Source organism: Sphingobium sp. YR768 (assembly GCF_900111125.1).
In the GTDB taxonomy this organism is placed as follows: Bacteria; Pseudomonadota; Alphaproteobacteria; order Sphingomonadales; family Sphingomonadaceae; genus Sphingobium.
In genome coordinates, this window is the sequence record NZ_FOGE01000001.1 from 154767 (window position 1) to 175398 (window position 20632).

At 63.6% G+C, this 20632-nt stretch carries 23 protein-coding genes; 12 read left to right on the forward strand and 11 right to left on the reverse strand.

Annotated elements, in window-relative coordinates:
* Window positions 1-12: 12 nt before the first annotated feature.
* The 11 genes from tatC to BMX92_RS00775 form a co-directional block, all read right to left on the reverse strand.
* Entirely contained in the window at window positions 13-792 is a 780-nt protein-coding gene (gene tatC, locus BMX92_RS00725; protein WP_093010481.1) for a twin-arginine translocase subunit TatC, read from the reverse strand.
* Window positions 789-1247, reverse strand: a complete 459-nt coding sequence (gene tatB / locus BMX92_RS00730) for a Sec-independent protein translocase protein TatB (protein WP_093010483.1) — start codon at window positions 1245-1247, stop codon at window positions 789-791. Before tatB ends, tatC begins: the two co-directional genes overlap by 4 nt.
* A 148-nt stretch (window positions 1248-1395) precedes the next feature.
* Window positions 1396-1641, reverse strand: a complete 246-nt coding sequence (locus BMX92_RS00735; RefSeq protein WP_093010485.1) for a twin-arginine translocase TatA/TatE family subunit — start codon at window positions 1639-1641, stop codon at window positions 1396-1398.
* 28 nt (window positions 1642-1669) lie between these two features.
* Window positions 1670-2263 (reverse strand): SMC-Scp complex subunit ScpB, encoded by a 594-nt coding sequence (scpB, locus tag BMX92_RS00740; protein ID WP_093010487.1) that lies wholly within the window; start codon window positions 2261-2263, stop codon window positions 1670-1672.
* Complete coding sequence (locus tag BMX92_RS00745; RefSeq protein ID WP_093010489.1) at window positions 2260-3045, reverse strand: segregation and condensation protein A; 786 nt, start codon at window positions 3043-3045, stop codon at window positions 2260-2262. The genes scpB and BMX92_RS00745 overlap by 4 nt, the downstream gene beginning before the upstream one ends.
* Window positions 3042-4055, reverse strand: coding sequence for a beta-N-acetylhexosaminidase (gene nagZ / locus BMX92_RS00750; RefSeq protein WP_093010491.1), 1014 nt, complete (start codon window positions 4053-4055; stop codon window positions 3042-3044). The genes BMX92_RS00745 and nagZ overlap by 4 nt, the downstream gene beginning before the upstream one ends.
* 74 nt (window positions 4056-4129) lie before the next feature.
* The gene (locus BMX92_RS00755; RefSeq protein ID WP_093010493.1) at window positions 4130-5197 is read right to left on the reverse strand and encodes a Rieske 2Fe-2S domain-containing protein; all 1068 of its coding nucleotides are present in this window, start codon (window positions 5195-5197) and stop codon (window positions 4130-4132) included.
* A gap of 100 nt (window positions 5198-5297) precedes the next feature.
* Window positions 5298-5846: a TetR family transcriptional regulator gene (locus BMX92_RS00760; protein WP_093010495.1), complete on the reverse strand. Its 549-nt coding sequence runs from the start codon at window positions 5844-5846 to the stop codon at window positions 5298-5300.
* Window positions 5847-6106: 260 nt separating this feature from the next.
* Window positions 6107-6829 carry an SPOR domain-containing protein gene (locus BMX92_RS00765; protein ID WP_093010497.1) on the reverse strand — a complete coding sequence of 241 codons (723 nt, stop codon included), beginning with the start codon at window positions 6827-6829 and terminating at the stop codon, window positions 6107-6109.
* Between the two features lie 12 nt (window positions 6830-6841).
* A complete protein-coding gene (gene argS, locus BMX92_RS00770) occupies window positions 6842-8569 on the reverse strand; it encodes an arginine--tRNA ligase (protein WP_093011255.1) in 1728 nt (575 codons plus the stop codon).
* 131 nt (window positions 8570-8700) lie between these two features.
* Window positions 8701-9309: a hypothetical protein gene (locus tag BMX92_RS00775; protein WP_093011258.1), complete on the reverse strand. Its 609-nt coding sequence runs from the start codon at window positions 9307-9309 to the stop codon at window positions 8701-8703.
* A 170-nt stretch (window positions 9310-9479) separates the two neighbouring features.
* On the opposite strand from BMX92_RS00775, the gene ispH reads away from it, so the two are divergent.
* From ispH to BMX92_RS00835, 12 genes are all read left to right on the forward strand, one after another.
* Window positions 9480-10439 (forward strand): 4-hydroxy-3-methylbut-2-enyl diphosphate reductase, encoded by a 960-nt coding sequence (gene ispH / locus BMX92_RS00780; protein WP_093010499.1) that lies wholly within the window; start codon window positions 9480-9482, stop codon window positions 10437-10439.
* A gap of 3 nt (window positions 10440-10442) precedes the next feature.
* A complete protein-coding gene (gene thrB, locus BMX92_RS00785) occupies window positions 10443-11420 on the forward strand; it encodes a homoserine kinase (protein ID WP_093010501.1) in 978 nt (325 codons plus the stop codon).
* Window positions 11421-11519: 99 nt separating this feature from the next.
* Window positions 11520-11966: a ribonuclease HI gene (rnhA, locus tag BMX92_RS00790; RefSeq protein ID WP_093010503.1), complete on the forward strand. Its 447-nt coding sequence runs from the start codon at window positions 11520-11522 to the stop codon at window positions 11964-11966.
* Window positions 11967-12398: 432 nt separating this feature from the next.
* Complete coding sequence (locus BMX92_RS00795; protein ID WP_256213229.1) at window positions 12399-12989, forward strand: M17 family peptidase N-terminal domain-containing protein; 591 nt, start codon at window positions 12399-12401, stop codon at window positions 12987-12989.
* Window positions 12990-13049: 60 nt separating this feature from the next.
* On the forward strand, window positions 13050-13712 hold the full coding sequence (locus tag BMX92_RS00800; protein ID WP_093010507.1) for a response regulator: 663 nt from the start codon (window positions 13050-13052) through the stop codon (window positions 13710-13712).
* A 272-nt stretch (window positions 13713-13984) separates the two neighbouring features.
* Window positions 13985-14644, forward strand: a complete 660-nt coding sequence (locus BMX92_RS00805; RefSeq protein ID WP_093010509.1) for a hydrolase — start codon at window positions 13985-13987, stop codon at window positions 14642-14644.
* A gap of 89 nt (window positions 14645-14733) precedes the next feature.
* Window positions 14734-15570, forward strand: a complete 837-nt coding sequence (locus BMX92_RS00810; protein WP_093010511.1) for an alpha/beta fold hydrolase — start codon at window positions 14734-14736, stop codon at window positions 15568-15570.
* Between the two features lie 23 nt (window positions 15571-15593).
* Window positions 15594-15842, forward strand: a complete 249-nt coding sequence (locus tag BMX92_RS00815; protein ID WP_093010513.1) for a DUF1427 family protein — start codon at window positions 15594-15596, stop codon at window positions 15840-15842.
* A gap of 80 nt (window positions 15843-15922) precedes the next feature.
* The gene (locus BMX92_RS00820) at window positions 15923-17767 is read left to right on the forward strand and encodes an amidohydrolase (protein WP_093011261.1); all 1845 of its coding nucleotides are present in this window, start codon (window positions 15923-15925) and stop codon (window positions 17765-17767) included.
* Window positions 17768-17913: 146 nt separating this feature from the next.
* Complete coding sequence (locus BMX92_RS00825; RefSeq protein ID WP_256213230.1) at window positions 17914-18819, forward strand: VOC family protein; 906 nt, start codon at window positions 17914-17916, stop codon at window positions 18817-18819.
* Window position 18820: 1 nt separating this feature from the next.
* Window positions 18821-19249, forward strand: coding sequence for a DoxX family protein (locus BMX92_RS00830; RefSeq protein ID WP_093010515.1), 429 nt, complete (start codon window positions 18821-18823; stop codon window positions 19247-19249).
* Window positions 19242-20618: an alginate export family protein gene (locus BMX92_RS00835; protein WP_093010517.1), complete on the forward strand. Its 1377-nt coding sequence runs from the start codon at window positions 19242-19244 to the stop codon at window positions 20616-20618. The genes BMX92_RS00830 and BMX92_RS00835 overlap by 8 nt, the downstream gene beginning before the upstream one ends.
* Window positions 20619-20632 lie beyond the last annotated feature (14 nt).

Here is a 20632-nt window from a genome sequence, read left to right on the forward strand (position 1 = left end):
CAGGCCGCAGCGTCAGGCCGCGGCTTCCTCCGCCGCTTCTTCCTTCGCCTGCCGACGGTCGGTGAACCAGATCGCGATGATCGTGATTTCGTAGAGCAGCAGCAGCGGGATGGCGAGCATCAGTTGCGACACGACATCCGGCGGGGTCAGCACGGCTGCCAGAATGAAAGCCCCGACCACCATATAGCGACGCATGCCGATCAGTTGCGCCCGGGTGACGAAACCGGCGCGGTTCAGCAGCATCAGCAGCACCGGCATCAGGAAGCTGATGCCGAAGGCGAGGATGAACTGCATCACAAGGCCAAGATAGCTGTCCGCGCTGGGCAGAGCCTCGACCGAGAGGCCGCTGCTATTCCCCTGAAACTCCAGGAAGAAATGGAACGCCGTGGGCATCACCACGAAATAGGCCAGGCTGGCCCCCATCGCGAACAGGAAGGGCGTCGCCAGGATGAAGGGCAGCAGCGCCTTCTTTTCCTTGGCATAAAGGCCCGGCGCGACGAATGCCCAGAGCTGGTTGGCAATGATCGGGAAGGACAGGCAGAAAGCGCCGAACACCGCGATCTTCACCTGCACGAAAAAGGCTTCATACAGCTTGGTATAGACCAGCCGACCGCCGCCGTCACCGAACGCTTCCTTGAGCGGGTGCACCAGGATCGCGAACAGCTGCTCCGAAAAATAGAAGCAGATCGCGCCGGTGATGAACAGCGCGTAGACGCATTTGAGCAGGCGGCTCCGCAGCTCGATCAGATGATCGAGCAAGGGCGCCTTGCTGTCGTCAATATCTCCGATCATGCCGCCGCATCACCCTTGTTGGAAACGCTGGCAGGGGCCTCCGCCACATAAGGCGGCTTATCCAGCGAAGGGGCCGGCGGCGCGACGGGTGCCGGTGCAGCCTCCGCGACATAAGGTGGCTTGTCGGCGACGGGCGCGGATTCGGCCACGAAAGGCGGCTTTTCCTCGACCGATTCCGGCGCAGGCGCGGGCAGCGCTTCGGCGGCAGGCACCACTTCGGGTGGATGCTCATCCATGATCCGCTTGTTCTGCGCGGCCCATTTCTTTTCCAGCTCTTCCAGTTCCACTTCGCGCACCATGGCGTCGATGCCGGTGCGGAAATGGCGGGCCATGCCCTGCGCCTTGCCCACGATCTGCCCCACCTTGTAGAGCGCGCGCGGCAAATCCTTCGGCCCGATCACGATCACCGCAATGATCACGATCACCAGAAGTTCGGACGAATCGATGCCAAACATGCGGGACTATCGGCCTGTGCTGGAATTGGATGACATCATTCTACCCAGTGCGTCATTGCGAGCGTAGCGAAGCAATCCAATGTCACGCCATGGATTGCTTCGCTACGCTCGCAATGACGATTCATTATCTCATTCCGCCAAAAACGGATCAGGCCTTGGTCTTTTCTTCGGTCGCGCTGGGCGTCGGCGCGTCCTGTTCGGGCACGCGATGACCTTCGATGCGCGTCGCCGGCTTGGCGGGCGCCCCATCGTCCTCATCGTCGGCCATGCCCTTCTTGAAGCTCTTGATACCCTTGGCCACGTCACCCATCAGACCGGAAATCCGGCCGCCACCGAACAGCAGCATGACGACCAGGAGCACGATCACCCAGTGCATCAGCGAGAAGGAACCCATTTTTCAATACTCCTAGTAGAGCGCCTATCTAGGCGTCTTCCGCATCATTTTCCACAACGGATTGGTCGGCCATACCCTCCAGCGCCAAATCCACCGGGTCGAGCAGGCCAGCCGCCCGCAAATCCTCGATTCCGGGCAGGTCCCGGCGGCTGCTAAGCCCGAAATGCGTCAAAAATTCTACGGTGGTCGCATAAATTAGCGGGCGTCCGGGCACTTCGCGACGGCCGGCGGGGCGGACCCAGCCCGCCTCCATCAGCACGTCCAGCGTCCCCTTGGCCACCTGAACGCCGCGAATCGCTTCGATTTCCGCGCGGCTCACCGGCTCATGATAGGCGATGATCGCCAGCGTCTCCATCGCGGCGCGGGACAGTTTGCGCTGCTCGTCCTTCTCGCGCCGCAATATATGCGCCAGATCCGGCGCGGTCTGGAAATGCCAGCGCCCTGCCCGCTCGACCAGATTGACGCCGCGCCCGGCATAATGATCGGACAGTGCCTGCAAGGTGGCGCTCAGGTCGCCGGCCTCCCCCACATGCAGGCGGATTTCCGCCGGGGTCAGCGGCGTTTCCGCCACGAACAGGGTCGCCTCCACGGCACGCAGATAATCGTCGGGTTCAGACATCATAGCAGCGGTCCGTTGGCAGCGTCGGGCATATGAACCCGCAGATAGATGGGTTCGAAAATGCCGTCCTGCTGAATTTCCAGCCGCCCCTGCTTGGCCAGTTCCAGCGCCGCGACGAAGCTGCTGGCCAGCGCCGACTTCGCCTTTGGCGGATCGATATCGGGCGGCAGGAAGGATTCGAGCCGGGTCCAGTCGATCGCGGCGCCGACCAGCGATCCGACCCGGCGGATCGCCTCGTCCAGCGTCATCACCGGGCGCACGGCGATGGTGTGGACGACCGGCTGGGTCCGGGCGCGAATCTGGCCATAGGTGGCGATCAGATCATAGAGGCTGGCCCGCCACTGCGCCTTCTTGACCAGCCGCAGCCCTTCGGGCGCGCGGCGCGGGAAGACGTCGCGGCCGATCCGGTCGCGCGCCATCAGCCGCGCGGCGGCGTCGCGCATCGCGTTCAGCCGCTGGAGCCGCAATTGCAGGCGCAGCGCCAGTTCTTCCGGACTGGGATCGGGCTGTTCCTGCCTGGGCAGCAGCAGCGCGGATTTGAGATAGGCGAGCCAGGCCGCCATCACCAGATAATCGGCCGCCAGTTCCAGCTTCAGCTGGCGCGCGCTGTCGATGAAGGCCAGATATTGCTGCGTCAGCGCCAGGATGGAGATTTCGCGCAGATCGACCTTCTGCGTCCGCGCGAGGCTGAGCAACAGGTCCAGCGGCCCTTCCCAATGGTCGAAACTGACGGTCAGCTGGTGCGGCGCGGGAATGGCCGGGGCGCTGAACAGCTCGTCGGTCAAGCAGGCACCAGTCCGAGCAGGCTGTCGCGGGTGGCGAGCAACTCCTCCAGCGGCGGCTGATCCCCGCCCCGCACGACAGAGGCCATGGCGCGGTCCAGCCGGGCGCGGGACAGGTCGCTGATGTCGGGCAGGCGTTCGGCAATGCCGACCATATCGTCCATCTTGCCGAAACAGTTGAGCGCAATGTCGCATCCCGCCGCGATCACGCCAGCGGCCAGATCGGGGACGCTGCCCTTCAGCGCCTTCATGTCCAGATCGTCGGACATCAGCAGGCCGTGAAAGCCGATCCGGTCGCGGATGATGCCGCCGATCACCGTCGGTGAAAGGGTGGCCGGGCGCTCCGCATCCCATTCGGTATAGACGACATGGGCGGTCATTCCCATCGGCGCGTGGCGCAGCGTATGGAAGGGCGCGATGTCGGTGTCCAGCGCATTCAGGTTCGCGTCGACCACCGGCAGTTCCAGATGGCTGTCGACCAGCGCGCGGCCATGGCCGGGGATATGCTTGACGATGCCGACCACGCCGCCTTCGGCCAGTCCTTCCAGCGTGGCGCGGCCCAGCGCCGCGACGCGCATCGGTTCGGCGCCCAGCGTGCGATCGCCCATGATGTTGCTCGCCCCCTCCTGCCGCACGTCCAGCAGCGGGAGCGCATCGACGGTGATGCCGACTTCCGCCAGCGTCAGCGCGATCGCGCGTGCATTGGCGCGCGCCGCCGCGATCGCGCTGGAGGGCGCTAGGTCATAGAGGCGATCGAACACGGCGCCCGGCGGGAAGGATGGCCAGACCGGCGGCTGCATCCGCGTGACGCGCCCCCCTTCCTGATCGATCATGATCAACAGGTCGTCGCGACCATGAAGGCTGCGCAGATCGTCGGTCAGCGCGCGCAATTGCGTGCGGTCGACGATGTTGCGCTTGAACAGGATATAACCGGCGGGCTGCGCTTCGACGAAGAAAGCGCGCTCGTCGGGAGTGAGGATCGTACCGGCAAGACCGAAAATGACAGGCTTCATGCCACCGATGGTAGCGCCAGCCGCGCGCCCTGTCGAAGCGCAAATGGCAACGCGGCTATAACTATCGGTCGCCGTCAGGCTGGCACGGACGCCGGTTCCGCCGTCGCCGCCTGTTCGGCATCCATCATCGCCTGCAACATGCGGCGCCCCTCCACCGCGTTGCGATCGGTCTTGATCAGCAGTTCGTCGGGATTTTCCCCGATCACCGCCAGCATCTTCTCAATCTCCTCGGTGGCGAACTTGTCCTCCTCCAGCACCGGCCGGAGATAGTCGAACATGAAGTCCATGCCCTCCACATCTTCGGACGCCATGGCGAAGAAATAGATGCAACTGCCATAGGTCGAGGGCGTCACCGCATGATAGACCCGGCTGGTGACGATGGTTTCACCCGGCTTTTCGGGATGATCCTGCGGATAGGCCATGTCGCCGATGCCCGCATGGAAACCGGGCAGATAGAAGTCCATGCCCGTCACCCGGTCGATCTTCCCGGCATAGCGCCCCGCCGCCGCCATCACGGCCGGCGCATCGGCATTGCGGATGTACCGGCGGCAACTCAGGAAGCCTGGCCGTTTGGTCAGTTCTTCGGGCGCGGAGGCATTTTCGACCGTGCCGATGCTGCTGCTGTGCAGATAGGCCAGATGCGACAGGTCCAGCAGATTGTCGTTGAGCAACTGATAACGGCCCTGCACATCCTGCACATAGAAGGGCCGCGCCACCATACCCGGCCCGTTCAGGCCGATCTCGTCCAGATCGGGGAGCAGCGCCACGTCCGCCTTGTCCGCGTCGCCCATCCATATCCACGCCCACAGCCCATGTTCGACCAGCGGATAGCTGGGGATGCGATAGCTGCGGGGGACGAAGCTCTGGCTGGGAATATCGACGCACTGGCCGTCCGCGCTAAAGGCAATGCCATGATATCCGCAGACGATCGCGTCGCCCTTCAGACAGCTTTTGCCGAGCGGGAAATGGCGATGGGGGCAGCGCCCGCCGACCGCGACCGCTTCGCCATCTTCCTTGCGATAGAGGACGACCAGCTGGTTCAGGATGGTTCGCGCGATCAGATCGCGCCCCAGTTCATTGCGGAAGGCCGCGACATACCAGCCGTTGCGAACCGCGAAACTTCCCTCCCGAAATGGGTACATGATGCCTCTCCCTACCCTGCGGGCCGGGCCTGTCGCTTTTTCGCGATCATGCCCCGCCCTTCACCTAACAATGTTAAACTAACACTGTTAGATTGCGGCGTCAACGGGCGGCGGCATAGCCCGCCAGTAGCGCGTCGAGCGCCCGCAAAAAGGCGGCCTCATTCACCATATGCCCTTGAAGATAGGCCGCATTCGGCCCCCGTGCGAAGCAGGTCCAGCCCGTCACCAGCGCCTGTATCGCAGCCTGCATCGCCACGGCATCCTCCGCCGGCAGCCCCAGCGCGACCAGCGGCGCAACGATATCCTGCTCCATCCGGACCAGTACGGATTCGGGCTGCGCCGTCAGCAGGATCAGGCGCCCCGCATCGCGCATGGCATTCTGCGCGCGCCACAGCGCCAGACCAAAGGCGCGCAGCCAGGCGCGCCAATCCGGGCTGGGCGGGATCTGAGAGAGGCAGGCGGCAAATACGCTTTCCGCCAGCAGCGCCAGCAGCGCATTCTTGTCCGCGACATGCCAGTAGAGGGACGGCGCCTTCACCTCCAGCCGTGCCGCCAACCGGCGCAGGCTGAGCTGATCCAGTCCCTGCTCGTTCAAAAGGTCCAGCGCCGCAGCGGCGATGCTGTCACGGGTCAGTTTCTTGTCGGCCATGCGGCCTTGTCGATCAGGCCGACGCTATTGTCCATCATAGCGGAAAATCAAAACCACTCGGTCGTCTTTAGAATGAGATGGGGATTGGTCTAACTAGCGCCGTCATTGCGAGCGCAGCGAAGCAATCCAATGGAGCACCCATGGATTGCTTCGCTGCGCTCGCAATGACGATTCAATATGAAGTCATCTCGCTCTGTTAGCCCCCATTCGGCGCGACCGGTTCTGAATTTCCGGCCGACACTTCAGGTTAGTAGGATCGATCAGTTGACGACCATGCAGCTTTCGCCCGCGACCTTCAGCTTGCCGCAGATCATGCTCGCCTGCCCACCGGCGCCCGCACGCAGGCGGTAGACGGTGCCGCCGCCGACTTCGGCCGGTTCCACCGACATGGCGAGCGGCGCGAGATAAGCGAAACGCTTGGATAGCTTGGTCCAGGCATCCTTAGCGCCCGACGCGCTGCCATAGGCGCCAAGCTGGATCATCCCGCCGCCTGCCGCCTTGGGCGCGGCGGCTTTAGGCGCGACGCTGGTTTCGTCGGTCACGCGCGCGCTGACGCTGGCCGCCGGCTTGGCCGGCGCGGCGGGCTTGGCGCTGGCCGGGGCGGGCGCGGTTTTGGCGATCGGCGCTTCGGGCACGCGGCTGGGATCGATCCGGCCGTCGCGGGCCACACCCTCGCTCGCGGCGAAGCTGGCGTCACCTTCACCGTCGAACTTCTTGGCGTCCGCCTCATTGGCGGCGATCTTGTAATTTTCCGTGGGTGCGGCGATCAACTGCCCCTCGCCCGCGCTGCCGCCGCCATTGCGATTCTGCATCCACCAGACGCCGGCGACCACCGCGCCGATCAGCGCGAGGCCCAGGATGATGAGGCCGAGCAGACGAAGCGGGGAAATACCCTCCTCATCGCCATCGTCCATCGCGGGTTCGAGCCAGGGCAGACGATCCTCATCGTCCAGATCCAGTCGTCCGCGCGCATAATCGCTCATAGTTTCAGCGCCTCACTGCATTTCCGTCAGGGCCGCAACGCCCATCAGCGCCAGACCGTTGCGGATAATCTGCCCTATTCCCTGCGCGAGGAAAAGCCGGGTGGCGGTGATCGCCGGATCATCGGCCAAAATCACGCGCGCGCGCGGATCATCATTGCCCATATTCCACCAGCCATGGAAGGCGGAGGCCAAGTCATTGAGATAGAAAGCGATCCGGTGCGGTTCGCGCGCCTGCGCCGATCCTTCCACCACGCGCGGGAATTGCGCGGCCAGCTTGACCATGGCCAGTTCCGCCGTCCCAAGAAGGGACAGGTCGGGCGCGGGCAGATCGATCCCCGCTTCCTGCGCGCGGCGGCCAAGCGAACTGATGCGCGCATGGGCATATTGCACGTAAAAGACGGGATTATCCTTCGAGGCTTCCACCACCTTGGCGAAGTCGAAGTCCATCTGCGCGTCGGCCTTGCGCGTCAGCATGGTGAAGCGGACGACATCCTTGCCTACTTCCTTGACGACATCGGCCAGCGTCACGAAATTGCCAGCGCGCTTGGACATCTTCACCGGCTCGCCATCGCGCAGCAGGCGGACCATCTGGATGAGCTTGACGTCGAACCGCGCCTTGCCCTCGGTCAGGGCAGCGACGGCGGCCTGAATGCGCTTGACCGTACCGGCATGGTCCGCGCCCCAGATGTCGATCAGCTGATCGGCCGACTGGGCCTTCTGGAAATGATAGGCCATGTCGGCGCCGAAATAGGTCCAGCTACCATTAGACTTCTTGATCGGCCGATCCTGATCGTCGCCATATTTGGTTGAACGGAACAGCGGCAGTTCCACCGGCTCCCAATCGTCGGGCAGTTCGCCCTTGGGCGCTTCCAGCGTGCCATCATAGACCAGATCATGCGCACGCAGCCAGGCTTCGGCCTCGGCCGGCTTGCCCGCCGCCTGCAATTCCGCTTCCGACGAGAAGATGTCGTGATGGATCCCCAGCAGTGCGAGGTCGCTGCGGATCATGTCCATCATCTTCGCGACCGCAAAGGTGCGGAACAGCACCAACCAGTCGCCTTCCGGCGCACCGACATATTTGTCGCCATAATCGGCGGCCAGCGCCTGCCCCACCGGCACCAGATAATCGCCCGGATAGAGGCCTTCGGGGATCGCGCCGACATCCTCGCCCAGCGCCTCGCGATAGCGCAGATGCGCGGAGCGGGCGAGCACGTCCACCTGACCGCCCGCGTCATTGATATAATATTCGCGGATCACCTTGTGCCCGGCATATTCCAGCAGCGTGGCGAGCGCGTCGCCCACCACCGCGCCGCGGCAATGGCCCATATGCATGGGGCCGGTCGGGTTGGCCGAAACATATTCGACGTTGACCGTCACGCCCTGCCCGAAATCGGACCGGCCATAGTCATCAGCGTCCGCATGGATCGCGGCCAGTTCCGCGCGCCAGGTCGGATCGGTCAGGGTCAGGTTGATGAAGCCGGGACCGGCGATGGTCGCGCTTTCCACCTCGTCCAGCGCCTGCAACTTGGTCACGATCGCGTCGGCCAGCGCGCGCGGATTGGTGCCGGCGGGCTTGGCCAGCACCATCGCGGCGTTGGTCGCCAGATCGCCATGCGACGGATCGCGCGGCGGTTCGACCGTCACCGGCTTGCGGTTGAGGCCGGCGGGCAGGACACCCTCGGCCTCCAGCGCGTCAAGCACGGCATCAAGATGGGCGGTGAAACGGGTGTAAAGGGACACGGGCTTTTCCTTCAACTCCGTTCGCCCTGAGCGAAGTCGAAGGGCCTTTGCTGAGCATGGCGAAGCACTTCGCTTCGCTCAGTGGCGGGCTTCGACTTCGCTCAGCCCGAACGGAAACAGTTCAATGGGCTTTAACGGGTCGCGTTATATTTGAGCTGTTCCTGGGTCAGGTTGAAACCCACGAGCAGCTCGAAGCTGGTTCGCTGCAACGCCGCCTTGACGTCCGGCTGGGCGAAGGGATCGATCGCGGCATCGGCATCGCCGGCCTTGCGCTTCTGCGTGATCTTGGTCTGGATATCAGCGGGCAGCGTGGCCGCGGCCTTGTCGACATAGGCGCCGGCCTTCGCCTGCGCGCTGGCGCGATACTCGCCCGCGGCAAAGTTCAGCGTCACCTGACCCAGCCGCTTGGCGACCACGGCATTGCCGCCGCGCACCACGACCGAGAAATAGGGCAGGATCACCTGTCGCGCGGCGCTGGCGTCGCTGCGGCGCGCATTCACGGTGAAGGTCGCTTCGGTATAGAATTGATCGCTTTCCGCGCAGGTGGAGCGCAGATCGGTGATGTTGGCCACCACGTCGATCGCCGAAGCGTCGGTGCTGCCGGCCGGGCTGAACAGGGTGATGTCGCCGGTCTGGGCCGGAATCGCCGCCGTCGGGCAGGCCGATCGGACCGAGACGATACCGCCGGTCGGGTCGATCTCACCCCGGCGCGAGCAACCCGCCAGAGCCAGTGCCAGCATAGCAGTCAGGGCGATATTAGACAGTTTCACCAGCAGATAATCCTTCGCAAAGCCCACATGACCAGACGCTCTGCGCTTCCTTATCCATCCCCCACGTCCGAAGCAACCGGAAGGAGGCGGCTTTCCTCTTGGCCCTTTCATCCGGGGCGACATTGGCCTAAGCGGCAGGCATGACCGACGCGCCCGCCACCCTGCCGCCGATGACCCTGTTGATCGCCGCCCCGCGCGGCTTCTGCGCCGGGGTCGACCGCGCCATCATCATCGTGGAGCGGGCGATCGAGAAATATGGCGCGCCCGTCTATGTGCGCCACGAAATCGTCCATAACAAATATGTGGTCGACGGGCTGAAGGCCAAGGGCGCGATCTTTGTGGAAAGCCTGGATCAGGTGCCCGATGGCGTCCCCGTCGTCTTTTCCGCCCATGGCGTGCCCAAGGCGGTGCCAGCCAAGGCGGAACAGCGCGGACTTGACTATCTGGACGCCACCTGCCCGCTGGTGAGCAAGGTCCATCGCCAGGCCGAACGACAGGTCGATGCCGGACGACACATCTTGTTCATCGGGCATAAGGGCCATCCCGAAGTGATCGGCACTTTCGGGCAGGTGCCCGAAGGCACGATGAGCCTGATCGAGACGGTCGAGGATGCCGAGGCCTTCACCCCTGCCAATCCCGACAATCTGGCCTTCCTGACGCAGACGACGCTGTCGGTGGACGATACCGCCGCGATCGTCGCCACGCTGGAACGTCGCTTCCCGACCATATCCGCACCCAAAGGCGAGGATATCTGCTACGCCACCTCCAACCGCCAGACCGCCGTCAAGGCGATCGCCGCCAAATGCGACGCGGTCTATGTGATCGGCGCGCCCAATAGCAGCAATTCGCTGCGACTGGTCGAGGTCGCCGAGCGGGAGGGCACCCCTGCCCGCCTGATCCAGCGCGCCGCCGACATCGATTTCGACTGGCTGGCCAATGTAAGGACGCTGGGCCTGACTGCGGGCGCGTCCGCCCCGGAAATACTGGTGCGAGAAGTGGTGGAGCGGATCGGCATGCGCTTTGCCGTGGTCGAACAGCAGGTGGAAACGGCTAAGGAGACGATCGCCTTCAAGCTGCCTCGCGGACTGGAGACCGCTTGAACCATGGCCGTCTATACCCACGTCCCCGCTGAAGAGATTGACGCATTCCTCCTGCGCTATGATGCCGGTCGGCTGGTATCGGCCAAGGGCATTGCCGAAGGCGTGGAGAACAGCAATTATCTGCTGGAAACCACGGGCCCCGACGGCAAGGGTCATCGCTATATCCTGACCCTCTATGAAAAGCGGGTGGATGAAGCGGACCTGCCCTTCTTCATGGACCTGCTCGACCATCTGGCTGCGCGCGGTTGCCTCGTCCCGCGCTTCATCGCCGATCGGGAGGGCAAGCGACTCCAGCAGCTTTCGGGCCGCCCCGCCTGCCTGATCGAATTTCTGACCGGCATTAGCGTGACCGAACCGACGCCGGGACAGGCGCGCGCGGCCGGTGTGGCGCTGGGCGAATTGCACAAGGCAGCGCAAGGCTTTGCCGGGGAGCGGCGCAATACGCTCGACATTGCCGGCTGGCATGCACTGGCCGCCAAATGCGGCGAGGATTTCGACCAGATCGAACCGGGCCTTGGCGCGCGGGTGGCGGAGGAACTGGCGTTTCTGGACGCCCATTGGCCCGCCGATCTGCCTCGCAGCGTCATCCATGCCGATCTCTTCCCCGACAATGTGCTGATGCTGGGCGAGGAAGTGACGGGCCTCATCGACTTTTATTTCAGCTGCACCGATATCCGCGCCTATGATCTGGCCGTCACCCACAGCGCCTGGTGCTTCAGCAATGATGGCGCGATCTGGCATGGCGATCGCGCCATGGCGATCGGCGCAGGCTACGCACAGGCGCATGGGCTGAGCGAGGCGGAACGCGCCGCCTTCCCGATTCTCTGTCGGGGCGCGGCGCTGCGCTTCCTGCTGACACGCGCCTATGACTGGATCAACACGCCCGCCGACGCGCTGGTGACGCGAAAGGACCCGCTCGCCTATCTGCGCCGGCTGGATTTCTACGCCAAGGCAGACCCGGCAGCCTTGCTGGGCGCCTGACATAAAGTGCTCCTGCGCAGGCAGGAGCCCAGGGTTCCGGACGCGGCGCCTGCCGCCCTAGGCTCCTGCGTGCGCAGGAGCACAAGCTATGGACATATTATGACCGACCTCCCCACCGTAGACATCTTCACCGACGGCGCGTGCAAGGGCAATCCCGGCCCCGGCGGCTGGGGCGCCGTGCTGCGCTTTGGCGACACGGAAAAGGAAATTTCCGGCGGCGAAGCGCAGACCACCAACAACCGCATGGAAATGATGGCGGCGGTCGAGGCGCTGAATCTGCTCAAAAAGCCCTGTCAGGTAACGCTCTATACCGACAGCAAATATGTGATGGACGGCATCACCAAATGGATTTTCGGCTGGCAGAAGCGCGGCTGGAAGACCGCCGACAACAAGCCGGTCAAGAATGTCGAAATCTGGCAGGCGCTGGTGAAGGCCGCCGCGCGCCACAAGGTGACCTGGCAATGGGTGAAGGGCCATGCCGGCCACCCGGAAAATGAACGCGCCGACAAGCTCGCCTGCGCCGCGGCGGAGAGTTTTCGCCGATAGTGATTGCCATTTCGTAAGTTGAGCGAAGGCGAACTAGCTGGCCCGGTCGATCGCCACTGGAGACGGAGCGGCCCTTTGGCCGTCCGCATTTCGGCGATATCAATGTGGAAACAACCGATCGGGCAGATCTTGAACTTGCGTTCCGGCCCCTTGTCGCCTGTCACGTCAGGCAAGCGGGGACAAGGATCACGCCCTGCTCACGCTAAAGCAGCGTCGAATGCGCGCCTTTCCGGGTCGATGGTCCGATCTTTGGTTTTCGTGCGAGCGCTCCCGTGTAAAACGCACCGCATAGCGCATCCCTTCCTTCCTGACCGAATAGGTCAATAATCTACAAATCGCGTTCGGCCTGACCGCGACGGAGGCCTGCACCTCCCATATCCCGGCAGAGGGGCCGTCATGCAGCATGGTTCCCGATGGAAGGATGGAGCATCTTTGACTGGCATCGCAACGCAGCATGTGGGCAGTTTTCGCGCCATGCACTTCCACACGGGCAGCGTCGATCCGGTTGCTGATCGCGTTGATCTTCTGATCGTGGGCATGCCCGAGATATCCTGCGCATCACAGATCGGAGGCATCACCTGCGCGCTTGATGCGGCACTTTCCGGCACCTTGTCGCATTTGCGGGCTGGCGGCGTGTTCGAGGGCAGATTTGGTGAGACATTGATTTTATCCAGTCCACCTTCGCCCGTGAGATCGAATTCCCTGCTGGTTGTCGGGATGGGAGATGCCGACCAACTCGATGCAGCGAGACTGGGTCGCCTGGCCGCCGTAGCAATGCGCGCAGCAGTGCAACTCGACGTTCGATCCATGGCATGTCTTTTGGGGCCAATCTCGATCGATGCATCGGCAAATGATGTCGCGCAAGCGGCGCGCGAAATGATGATCGGCGTTCTGGGAGCGCTCGACAAACATCAGGATCGCCGAAAGGTCGACGACACTATCTGCATCTTCGATCTTCGGACCCTCCATGCCGACATCGCAACCGACCGATTCAAGGCTGTGCTCAATCAATGGGACTTTTAGCCCGCCCTGGCGTCACACAGATGCATGGACAGTTCCGGCGCAGCGGGCTTAGTTAGAGCCATGCATCCGCGTCCGAATCCTAGTCCGGATATGCCGCATCCAGTATCACCCATCTCGATCCTGGTTGTGGACGACCACGCCCTGCTGAGGGAGGGCGTTCGCGCCATGCTGTCCACGCAGGCCGACATGCACATCGTCGGGGAGGCGGACAACGGCGTGAGCGCGGTTGAGGCCTACGATAAGCTGCTGCCCGATATCGTCCTCATGGACTTGCAGATGGCCGACGGCTCGGGACTTGATGCGATCAAGGCGATCCGGGCCAATCATGCCGATGCCCGTATCATCGTACTGACGACCTATTCGGGCGACGGTCGCGCGCTGAGGGCGCTGCGGTCCGGCGCGATGGGCTACCTGCTCAAGGCCAGCCTCAGGAAGCAGCTTCTCGATGCCATTCGATCGGTCCATGTAGGCGGCAAGCATCTGGATGCCACTGTCGCGACCGCGATCGCCCTGCACGTTCTGGAAGATCCGCTGACCGACAGAGAGATTGCGATTCTGTCGCTGGCCGCATCTGGAAATTCCAACAAGCTGGCCGGCTCGATGCTCGATATCACCGAAGAGACGGTGAAGGGGCATATGAAGTCGATCTTCTCCAAACTGGGCGCCCGGGACCGCACGCACGCCGTCACGATCGCGATCCAGCGGGGCCTCATCGAGGTCTGATCCAGCATGCACAGCGGCAACGCTTTTGTCGTTATGCTCTCTATCACCGCAGCTTGATCCAATACCCCGAACGTCGCGGGAGGCATCATCTTGCGCGTTGGACATCGGGGGCCGGACAGCAACGAATCACCCGTTGCTGAACTGTCACTCCATCTGACATTTCGAAAAATTCGAACATATCGGATAATTTTATCCGAGTATTTCAAATCAAACCTGCGAGCTATCCAATGCTTGCCGCAGCGAGATGCTGCCCGAACGCAAGGAGCCGACTTATGACGATCACCGCCACGCCGACCCCCGGAAAATCCCTCCTCTCGCCCAGCGACCACACCCTCATTCTGATCGATTTCCAGTCGCAAATGTCTTTCGCGACCAAGTCGATCGCACCTGAACTGCTGCGCAACAATGCTGCCCTGATCAGCCGCGCCGCCAAGTCCTTCAACGTGTCGACCATTCTGACGACCGTTGCGGAGAAGAGCTTCTCCGGCCCGATGTTCGATGAGATCACCGATGCCTTCCCCGGTCAGCCCCTGCTCGATCGCACCAGCATGAATACCTGGGAAGATGCCGGCGTGATCGAGGAAGTGAACCGCATCGGCAAGGAACGCATCGTGTTCGCCGGTCTTTGGACCAGCGTCTGCATAGTCGGCCCGGTCGCCTCCGCGATCGATCAGGGCTTCGACGCCTATTTCATCGCCGACGCCTGCGGCGATATCAGCGAAGAAGCCCATGAACGCGCCGTGCAGCGCATGATCCAGCTGGGCGCCAAGCCGATGACCTCGCTCCAGTACATGCTGGAACTGCAACGCGACTGGGCCCGCACCGAAACCTATGACTCCACCACCGGCATCGCCAAGCAATGGGGCGGCGCCTATGGCCTGGGCATCAAATACGCCAAGACCATGTTCGGCGCCTCCGAAGGCAGCCACTAAGTCTGGCGCGGACCGGCGGCTTCTCTCCCTCTCCCCCGGGGCCGCCGGTCCCCCTCCTTCTTCCCCCGACTTTGACAAAGGATCATCCCATGAGCTTCGTGACCACCGACGATGGCGTCGACATCTTCTTCAAGGACTGGGGCAGCAAGGACGCCCAGCCCATCATGTTCCACCATGGCTGGCCGCTCTCGTCCGACGACTGGGACGCGCAGATGCTGTTCTTCCTGTCGAAGGGCTATCGCGTCATCGCCCATGATCGCCGCGGCCATGGCCGTTCGGCACAGGTGAGCGAAGGCCATGACATGGCCCATTATGCCGCCGACGCCGCCGCCGTCGCCCGTCACCTCGACCTGAAAAACGCCATCCATATCGGCCATTCGACCGGTGGCGGCGAAGTCGCCGCCTATGTCGCCCGCTATGGCTTGCCCGAAGGCCGCGTGGCCAAGGCCGTGCTGGTCAGCGCCGTGCCGCCGATCATGCTGGCGACCGATCGTTATCCCGATGGCCTGCCGATGGCTGTGTTCGACGGCCTGCGCGCTGGCCTTGCCGCCAATCGCGCGCAATTTTTCCGCGATGTCGCCGCTGGTCCCTTCTACGGCTTCAACCGGGAAGGCGCGGACGTGAAGCCCGCCGTCATCGACAATTGGTGGCGTCAGGGCATGATGGGTAGCGCCAAGGCCCATTATGACGGCATCAAGGCTTTTTCCGAAACCGACCAGACCGATGATCTGGCCGCCATCACCGTGCCGACGCTGGTGCTGCATGGCGACGATGACCAGGTCGTGCCGTACAAGAATGCTGGCGTGTTGCAGGCGCAGATCCTGCCCAATGCGACCCTCAAAATCTATGAGGACTACTCGCATGGCATGCTGACGGTGAATGCCGACGTGCTGAACGCCGACATCCTCGCCTTCATCCAGGCCTGATAGAACCGAAAAGGAGACCGGCGATGAAAGTCTATCTTCTCTCTCTGGGCGCCGGTCTGCTGGTCGGCATCGTCTATTCGCTGCTGGGGGTGCGCTCGCCCGCGCCCCCGGTGGTGGCCCTGATCGGCCTGCTCGGCATATTGATCGGCGAACAGGTCATCCCGCTCGCAAAGCGCTGGGCCGACAGCCATGAACTGGCCCGCTTCGCCCGCAACGAATGCCGCGACCATGTGCTGGGGCGCCTGCCCGATAATCAAAAGGGCGACGCATGATTACGCGCCGCGACGCCATGGCCGGGGTGGCCGCCTCCGCCCTCCTCTCCCCCTTCTCTGCCAACGCCAAGGAACGCCCCATGACCGACACGATCATCGTCAATGCCAAGGTGACGACGCTGGACCGGAGCAATCCGGTGGCGGAAGCGGTCGCCATCCGCGACGGCAAGTTCCTGGCGGTGGGCAGCGAAGCCGAAGTCCGCGCCGCCGCCCCCGGCGCGACCGTGATCGACGCCAAGGGCCATCGCCTGATCCCCGGCCTGATCGACAGTCACATGCACATCATCCGTGGCGGCCTGAATTTCAACATGGAACTGCGCTGGGATGGCGTGCCGACGCTGGCCGAAGCGATGGATATGCTGAAAGCCCAGGTCGATCGCACCCCGGCCCCGCAATGGGTGCGCGTGGTGGGCGGCTTTACCGAGCATCAGTTTGCTGAAAAGCGCCTGCCGACGATCGCCGAACTGAACGCCGTCGCGCCCGACACCCCGGTCTTCATCCTGCACCTCTATGACCGCGCGCTGCTCAACGCCGCCGCGCTGCGCGTCGTGGGCTATACAAAGGACACGCCCAACCCGCCGGGCGGCGAGATCGTGCGCGACTCCGCGGGCAACCCGACCGGCCTGCTGCTGGCGCAGCCCAATGCGACGATCCTTTATTCGACGCTGGCCAAGGGGCCGAAGCTGCCGCAGGACTATCAGCTCAATTCCACTCGCCATTTCATGCGCGATGTCAATGCGCTGGGCGTGACCGGCGTGATCGACGCCGGCGGCGGCTTCCAAAATTATCCCGACGATTATGAGATTATCGAGAAACTGCATCAGGACGATCAGCTGACCGTCCGCATCAGCTATAATCTCTTCACGCAGAAGCCCAAGGAAGAGCTGGCCGATTTCTCCGGCTGGGTGAAACAGGTCACGCCGGGGCAGGGCGACGATACCTATCGCCACAATGGCGCAGGCGAAATGCTGGTCTATTCGGCCGCCGACTTCGAGGATTTTCGTCAGCCCCGGCCGGACATGGCGCCCAGCATGGAGGGCGACCTCGAACCCGTCATCCGCCTGCTCGCCGAACATAAATGGCCCTGGCGCCTGCACGCCACCTATGACGAAACGATCGGCCGGGCGCTCGACGTCTATGAGAAGGTGAACCGGGACATCCCCTTGCAGGGCATCAACTGGTTCTTCGACCATGCCGAAACCATCAGCGACCGCAATATCGACCGCATCGCCGCGCTGGGCGGCGGCATCGCCGTGCAGCATCGCATGGCCTATCAGGGCGAATATTTCGTCGAACGCTATGGCGCGAAGGCGGCCGAGCGCACCCCGCCGATTTCCCGCATGATCGCCGCGGGCATTCCTGTGGGCGCCGGCACCGACGCCACCCGCGTCGCCAGCTACAATCCGTGGGTGTCGCTGAGCTGGCTCGTCACCGGCCGCACCGTGGGCGGCTTCGCCCTCTATCGTGGCGACAATCGCGTCAGCCGGGAAAAGGCGCTGGCCATGTGGACCCATGAAAACACCTGGTTCTCCAACGAAATCGGCAAGAAGGGTCAGATCAAGGCCGGGCAACTGGCCGACCTCGCGCTGCTGTCCGCCGACTATTTCTCCGTGCCGGAGGATCAGATCGTCCATATCCGATCGGTCCTGACCCTGCTGGGCGGCAAGGTGGTCTTTGGCGAGGGCGACTATGCCCCGCTCGCACCCGACCTGCCCAAGCCCATGCCCGACTGGTCGCCGGTCGCGACCTTCGGCGGCTATCACAAGACCCGTGAAGCCCGCGCGCAACTGGCGTCGGCCTGTGGATGTGCCAGTGCTTGCGGCGTCCATGGCCACGACCATGCCGCCGCCCTTGGCGCCGATGTTCCGGCCGCCGATGTGCAGACCTTCTGGGGATCACTCGGCTGCGGCTGCTGGGCCGTCTGATCGGGTTCCGGCCCCTCCCACAGCGGAAAGGCCGGCTACCAATCATTCCATTAATTCGAACATGATGGTCGATTTTATTCGGATCGATCGAGCGATGCTTGCTGCCTAGAACCCGTCTTGCCCCCTGACTAACCGGAGCCACAGACATGACCCGCGTCACCATGATCCTCGCGACCCTGATGGTCGCCGCCACCCCGATCGCTGCTGTACCGGCAACAGCCAAAACTGCCGCCACCACTGCCGATTATTCGGTCGGCCCGCAATATGACACCACCCATGTCTATGTGCCCGAAGGCCAGTTCGACGCCTTCGTCGCCAGCTTCGTCGCGACCTTTGGCGGCAAGACGTCGAAGCAGGGCGAATTTCAGGTGACGCCCACCCCCAGCCTCACCAAGTCGCAACTGGCGCTGACCCCGGCCGGCACCGTCTCGGTCTTCGGCTTCAAGACGCCGATCCCCTATCCCTTCGGCGATGAACGTACCGGCTATCTGGTCAGCGACATGGACGCAGCCGTCGCTTCCGCCATGAAGCATGGTGCCGTGCGCCGCATCGCCACCTTCCCCGATCCCATCGGCCGCGACGTGGTGGTGCAATGGGCCGGCGGCGTGAACATGCAGCTTTACTGGCACACCGCCAAGCCCAACTATCCCGCGCTCACCACCGTTCCGGAAAACCGCATCTACCTGACCGCCGACGTCGCCGACACATTCATCAAGGACTGGACCGGCTTTGCCCATGGCAAGATCGTCTCCGAAGACCGCGCCGCAAAAGGTGAGGAAATCGGCCAGCCCGGCAAGAGCATCCGCCGCGTCGCCATCGACAGCGGCTATGGCAAGATGACCGTCTTCGTCTCCGACGGCCAACTGCCCTGGCCCTATGGCCGCGACATGACCGGCTATGAAGTCGCCGACCTTGACGCCACCTTGGCCAAGGCGTCGGCGGCTGGCGTAGAAACACTGGTCGCGCCACAGACCGTCGCTGGCCGCCAGAGCGCCATCCTGCGCTTCCCCGGCGGCTATATCGCCGAAGTCCACGCCCCGGAGGCGAAGTAAGATGCGGCCCGACCGCGACCCGCGCTTCGTCGACGCTATCCTCGACTGGAAGCCAACCTGGTTCATCGCCCGGCTGTTGCTGGTCGGCGCCTATCTGCTGGGCGGCATCGTCAAACTGACTGACTGGTCGGCGGCGGTCGCGGAACAGGCGCATTTCGGCATGAGCCCGCCAGCGCTCTGGGCGGCGCTCACCATCGCGCTCGAACTGGTCGGCCCGCTGCTGATCCTGACTGGCCGGCTGGTCTGGCTGGGCGCGGGCATGCTGGGAGTCTTCACCCTGCTCGCCGCCTTCACCGCCAACGCCTTCTGGACGATGCCGATGGGGCAAGATCGCTTCATGGCGACAAATGCCTTTTTCGAGCATCTCGGCCTGATCGGTGGCTTCATCCTCGCGGCGCTCGTCGCCGAACAGGCGCAGCGCCGTGCTTAAGAAAACTGCCTGCCTAGCCCTTTCGCTCTGCGCGTCCGGCCCGCTGGCCGCGCAGACGACCGAGGCCTGGCAGGCGCCGACCCTGTCGATCACCCGCTATGATGAGGACTGGTCCGATCTGGCCGACGCGGAAAAGCGCGGCCACCACTGGACCGGCCCGTTCAAATATATCCCGCTTGGTGATGACAATTGGCTCTCGACCGGCGTGGAAGTCCGGTTACGCAATGAGAATTACCGCAACAACCTGTGGGGCGGAGCCGACGCCCCCGACGACTCCTATCTCTGGGCGCGGGCCATGCCCTATGCAGACCTGCATGTCGGCGCGCCCGACGCGCTCCATGCCCGCGCCTTCGTTCAGCCGATCATCAGCTATGCGGTCGGGGTCGCCCCCGCAGCCGGCCCGATCGACCAGAGCCGCGTCGACATGCTCCAGAGCTTCGCCGAAGTGGGCGTCGGCCCCGTCACCCTGCGCGGCGGGCGGCAGATGCTTTCGCTCGGCACCGAAAGGCTGGTCGGCACCCGCTATGGCCCCAATACGCCGCTGGCCTTCGATGGCGTGCGCGGCAGCCTATTGCTGGGCAAAGGACGCAAACTCGACCTGTTCCTGCTGAACCCGGTGCAACCCGGTCCCGCCAGCTTCGACGATCGCACCTCCGACACCCGCAAATTGTGGGGCGCCTATGCGACGCTGCCAGAACTGGACCTCTATTATCTGCGCTATCGCAACCGCGCCGCGCGCTTCGGCGGGCTGACCGGGCGGGAGGAACGTCACAGCATCGGCGCCCGATCGCATGGCGTGCGCGGCGACTGGCACTGGAATGTCGAGGGCGTCTACCAGTTTGGCCATTATGAAGGGCAGCGCATTGCCGCCTGGACGATCGGCACCGAAGTCGGCCGCACCCTGCGCCGCCTGCCGTTATCCCCCGACGCGACGCTGCGCTTCAACATCGTCAGCGGCGATCGTAACAGCGAAGATGACAGGTTGGGCACGTTCAACGCGCTGTTCCCCAAAGGCAAATATTTCGGCGAACTCTCACCCGTCGGCCCGACCAATATCGTCAGCCTCAATCCCCGCCTCAGCGCGCCGCTGGGCAACGGCTTTTCCGCCAGTCTCGCCGCGATGGCCTATTGGCGCTACGCCCGCAATGACGGCGTCTACGACATTCCCGGCAATCTGATCCGCGCCGCTGGCGACAGCCGCTCCCGCTTCATCGGCAAGGAAGCCGAAGCGACGCTTGCCTGGCAGGCGACGCCGGAGCTGGAACTGTCCACTTCCCTGTCTCTCTTCGCGCCGGGCGCCTTCATCCGCGACACCGGCCCGGCCAGGACCATCGCCATGACCGGCTTCGAAGCCAATTTTCGTTTCTAACCCTTCAAAGGATT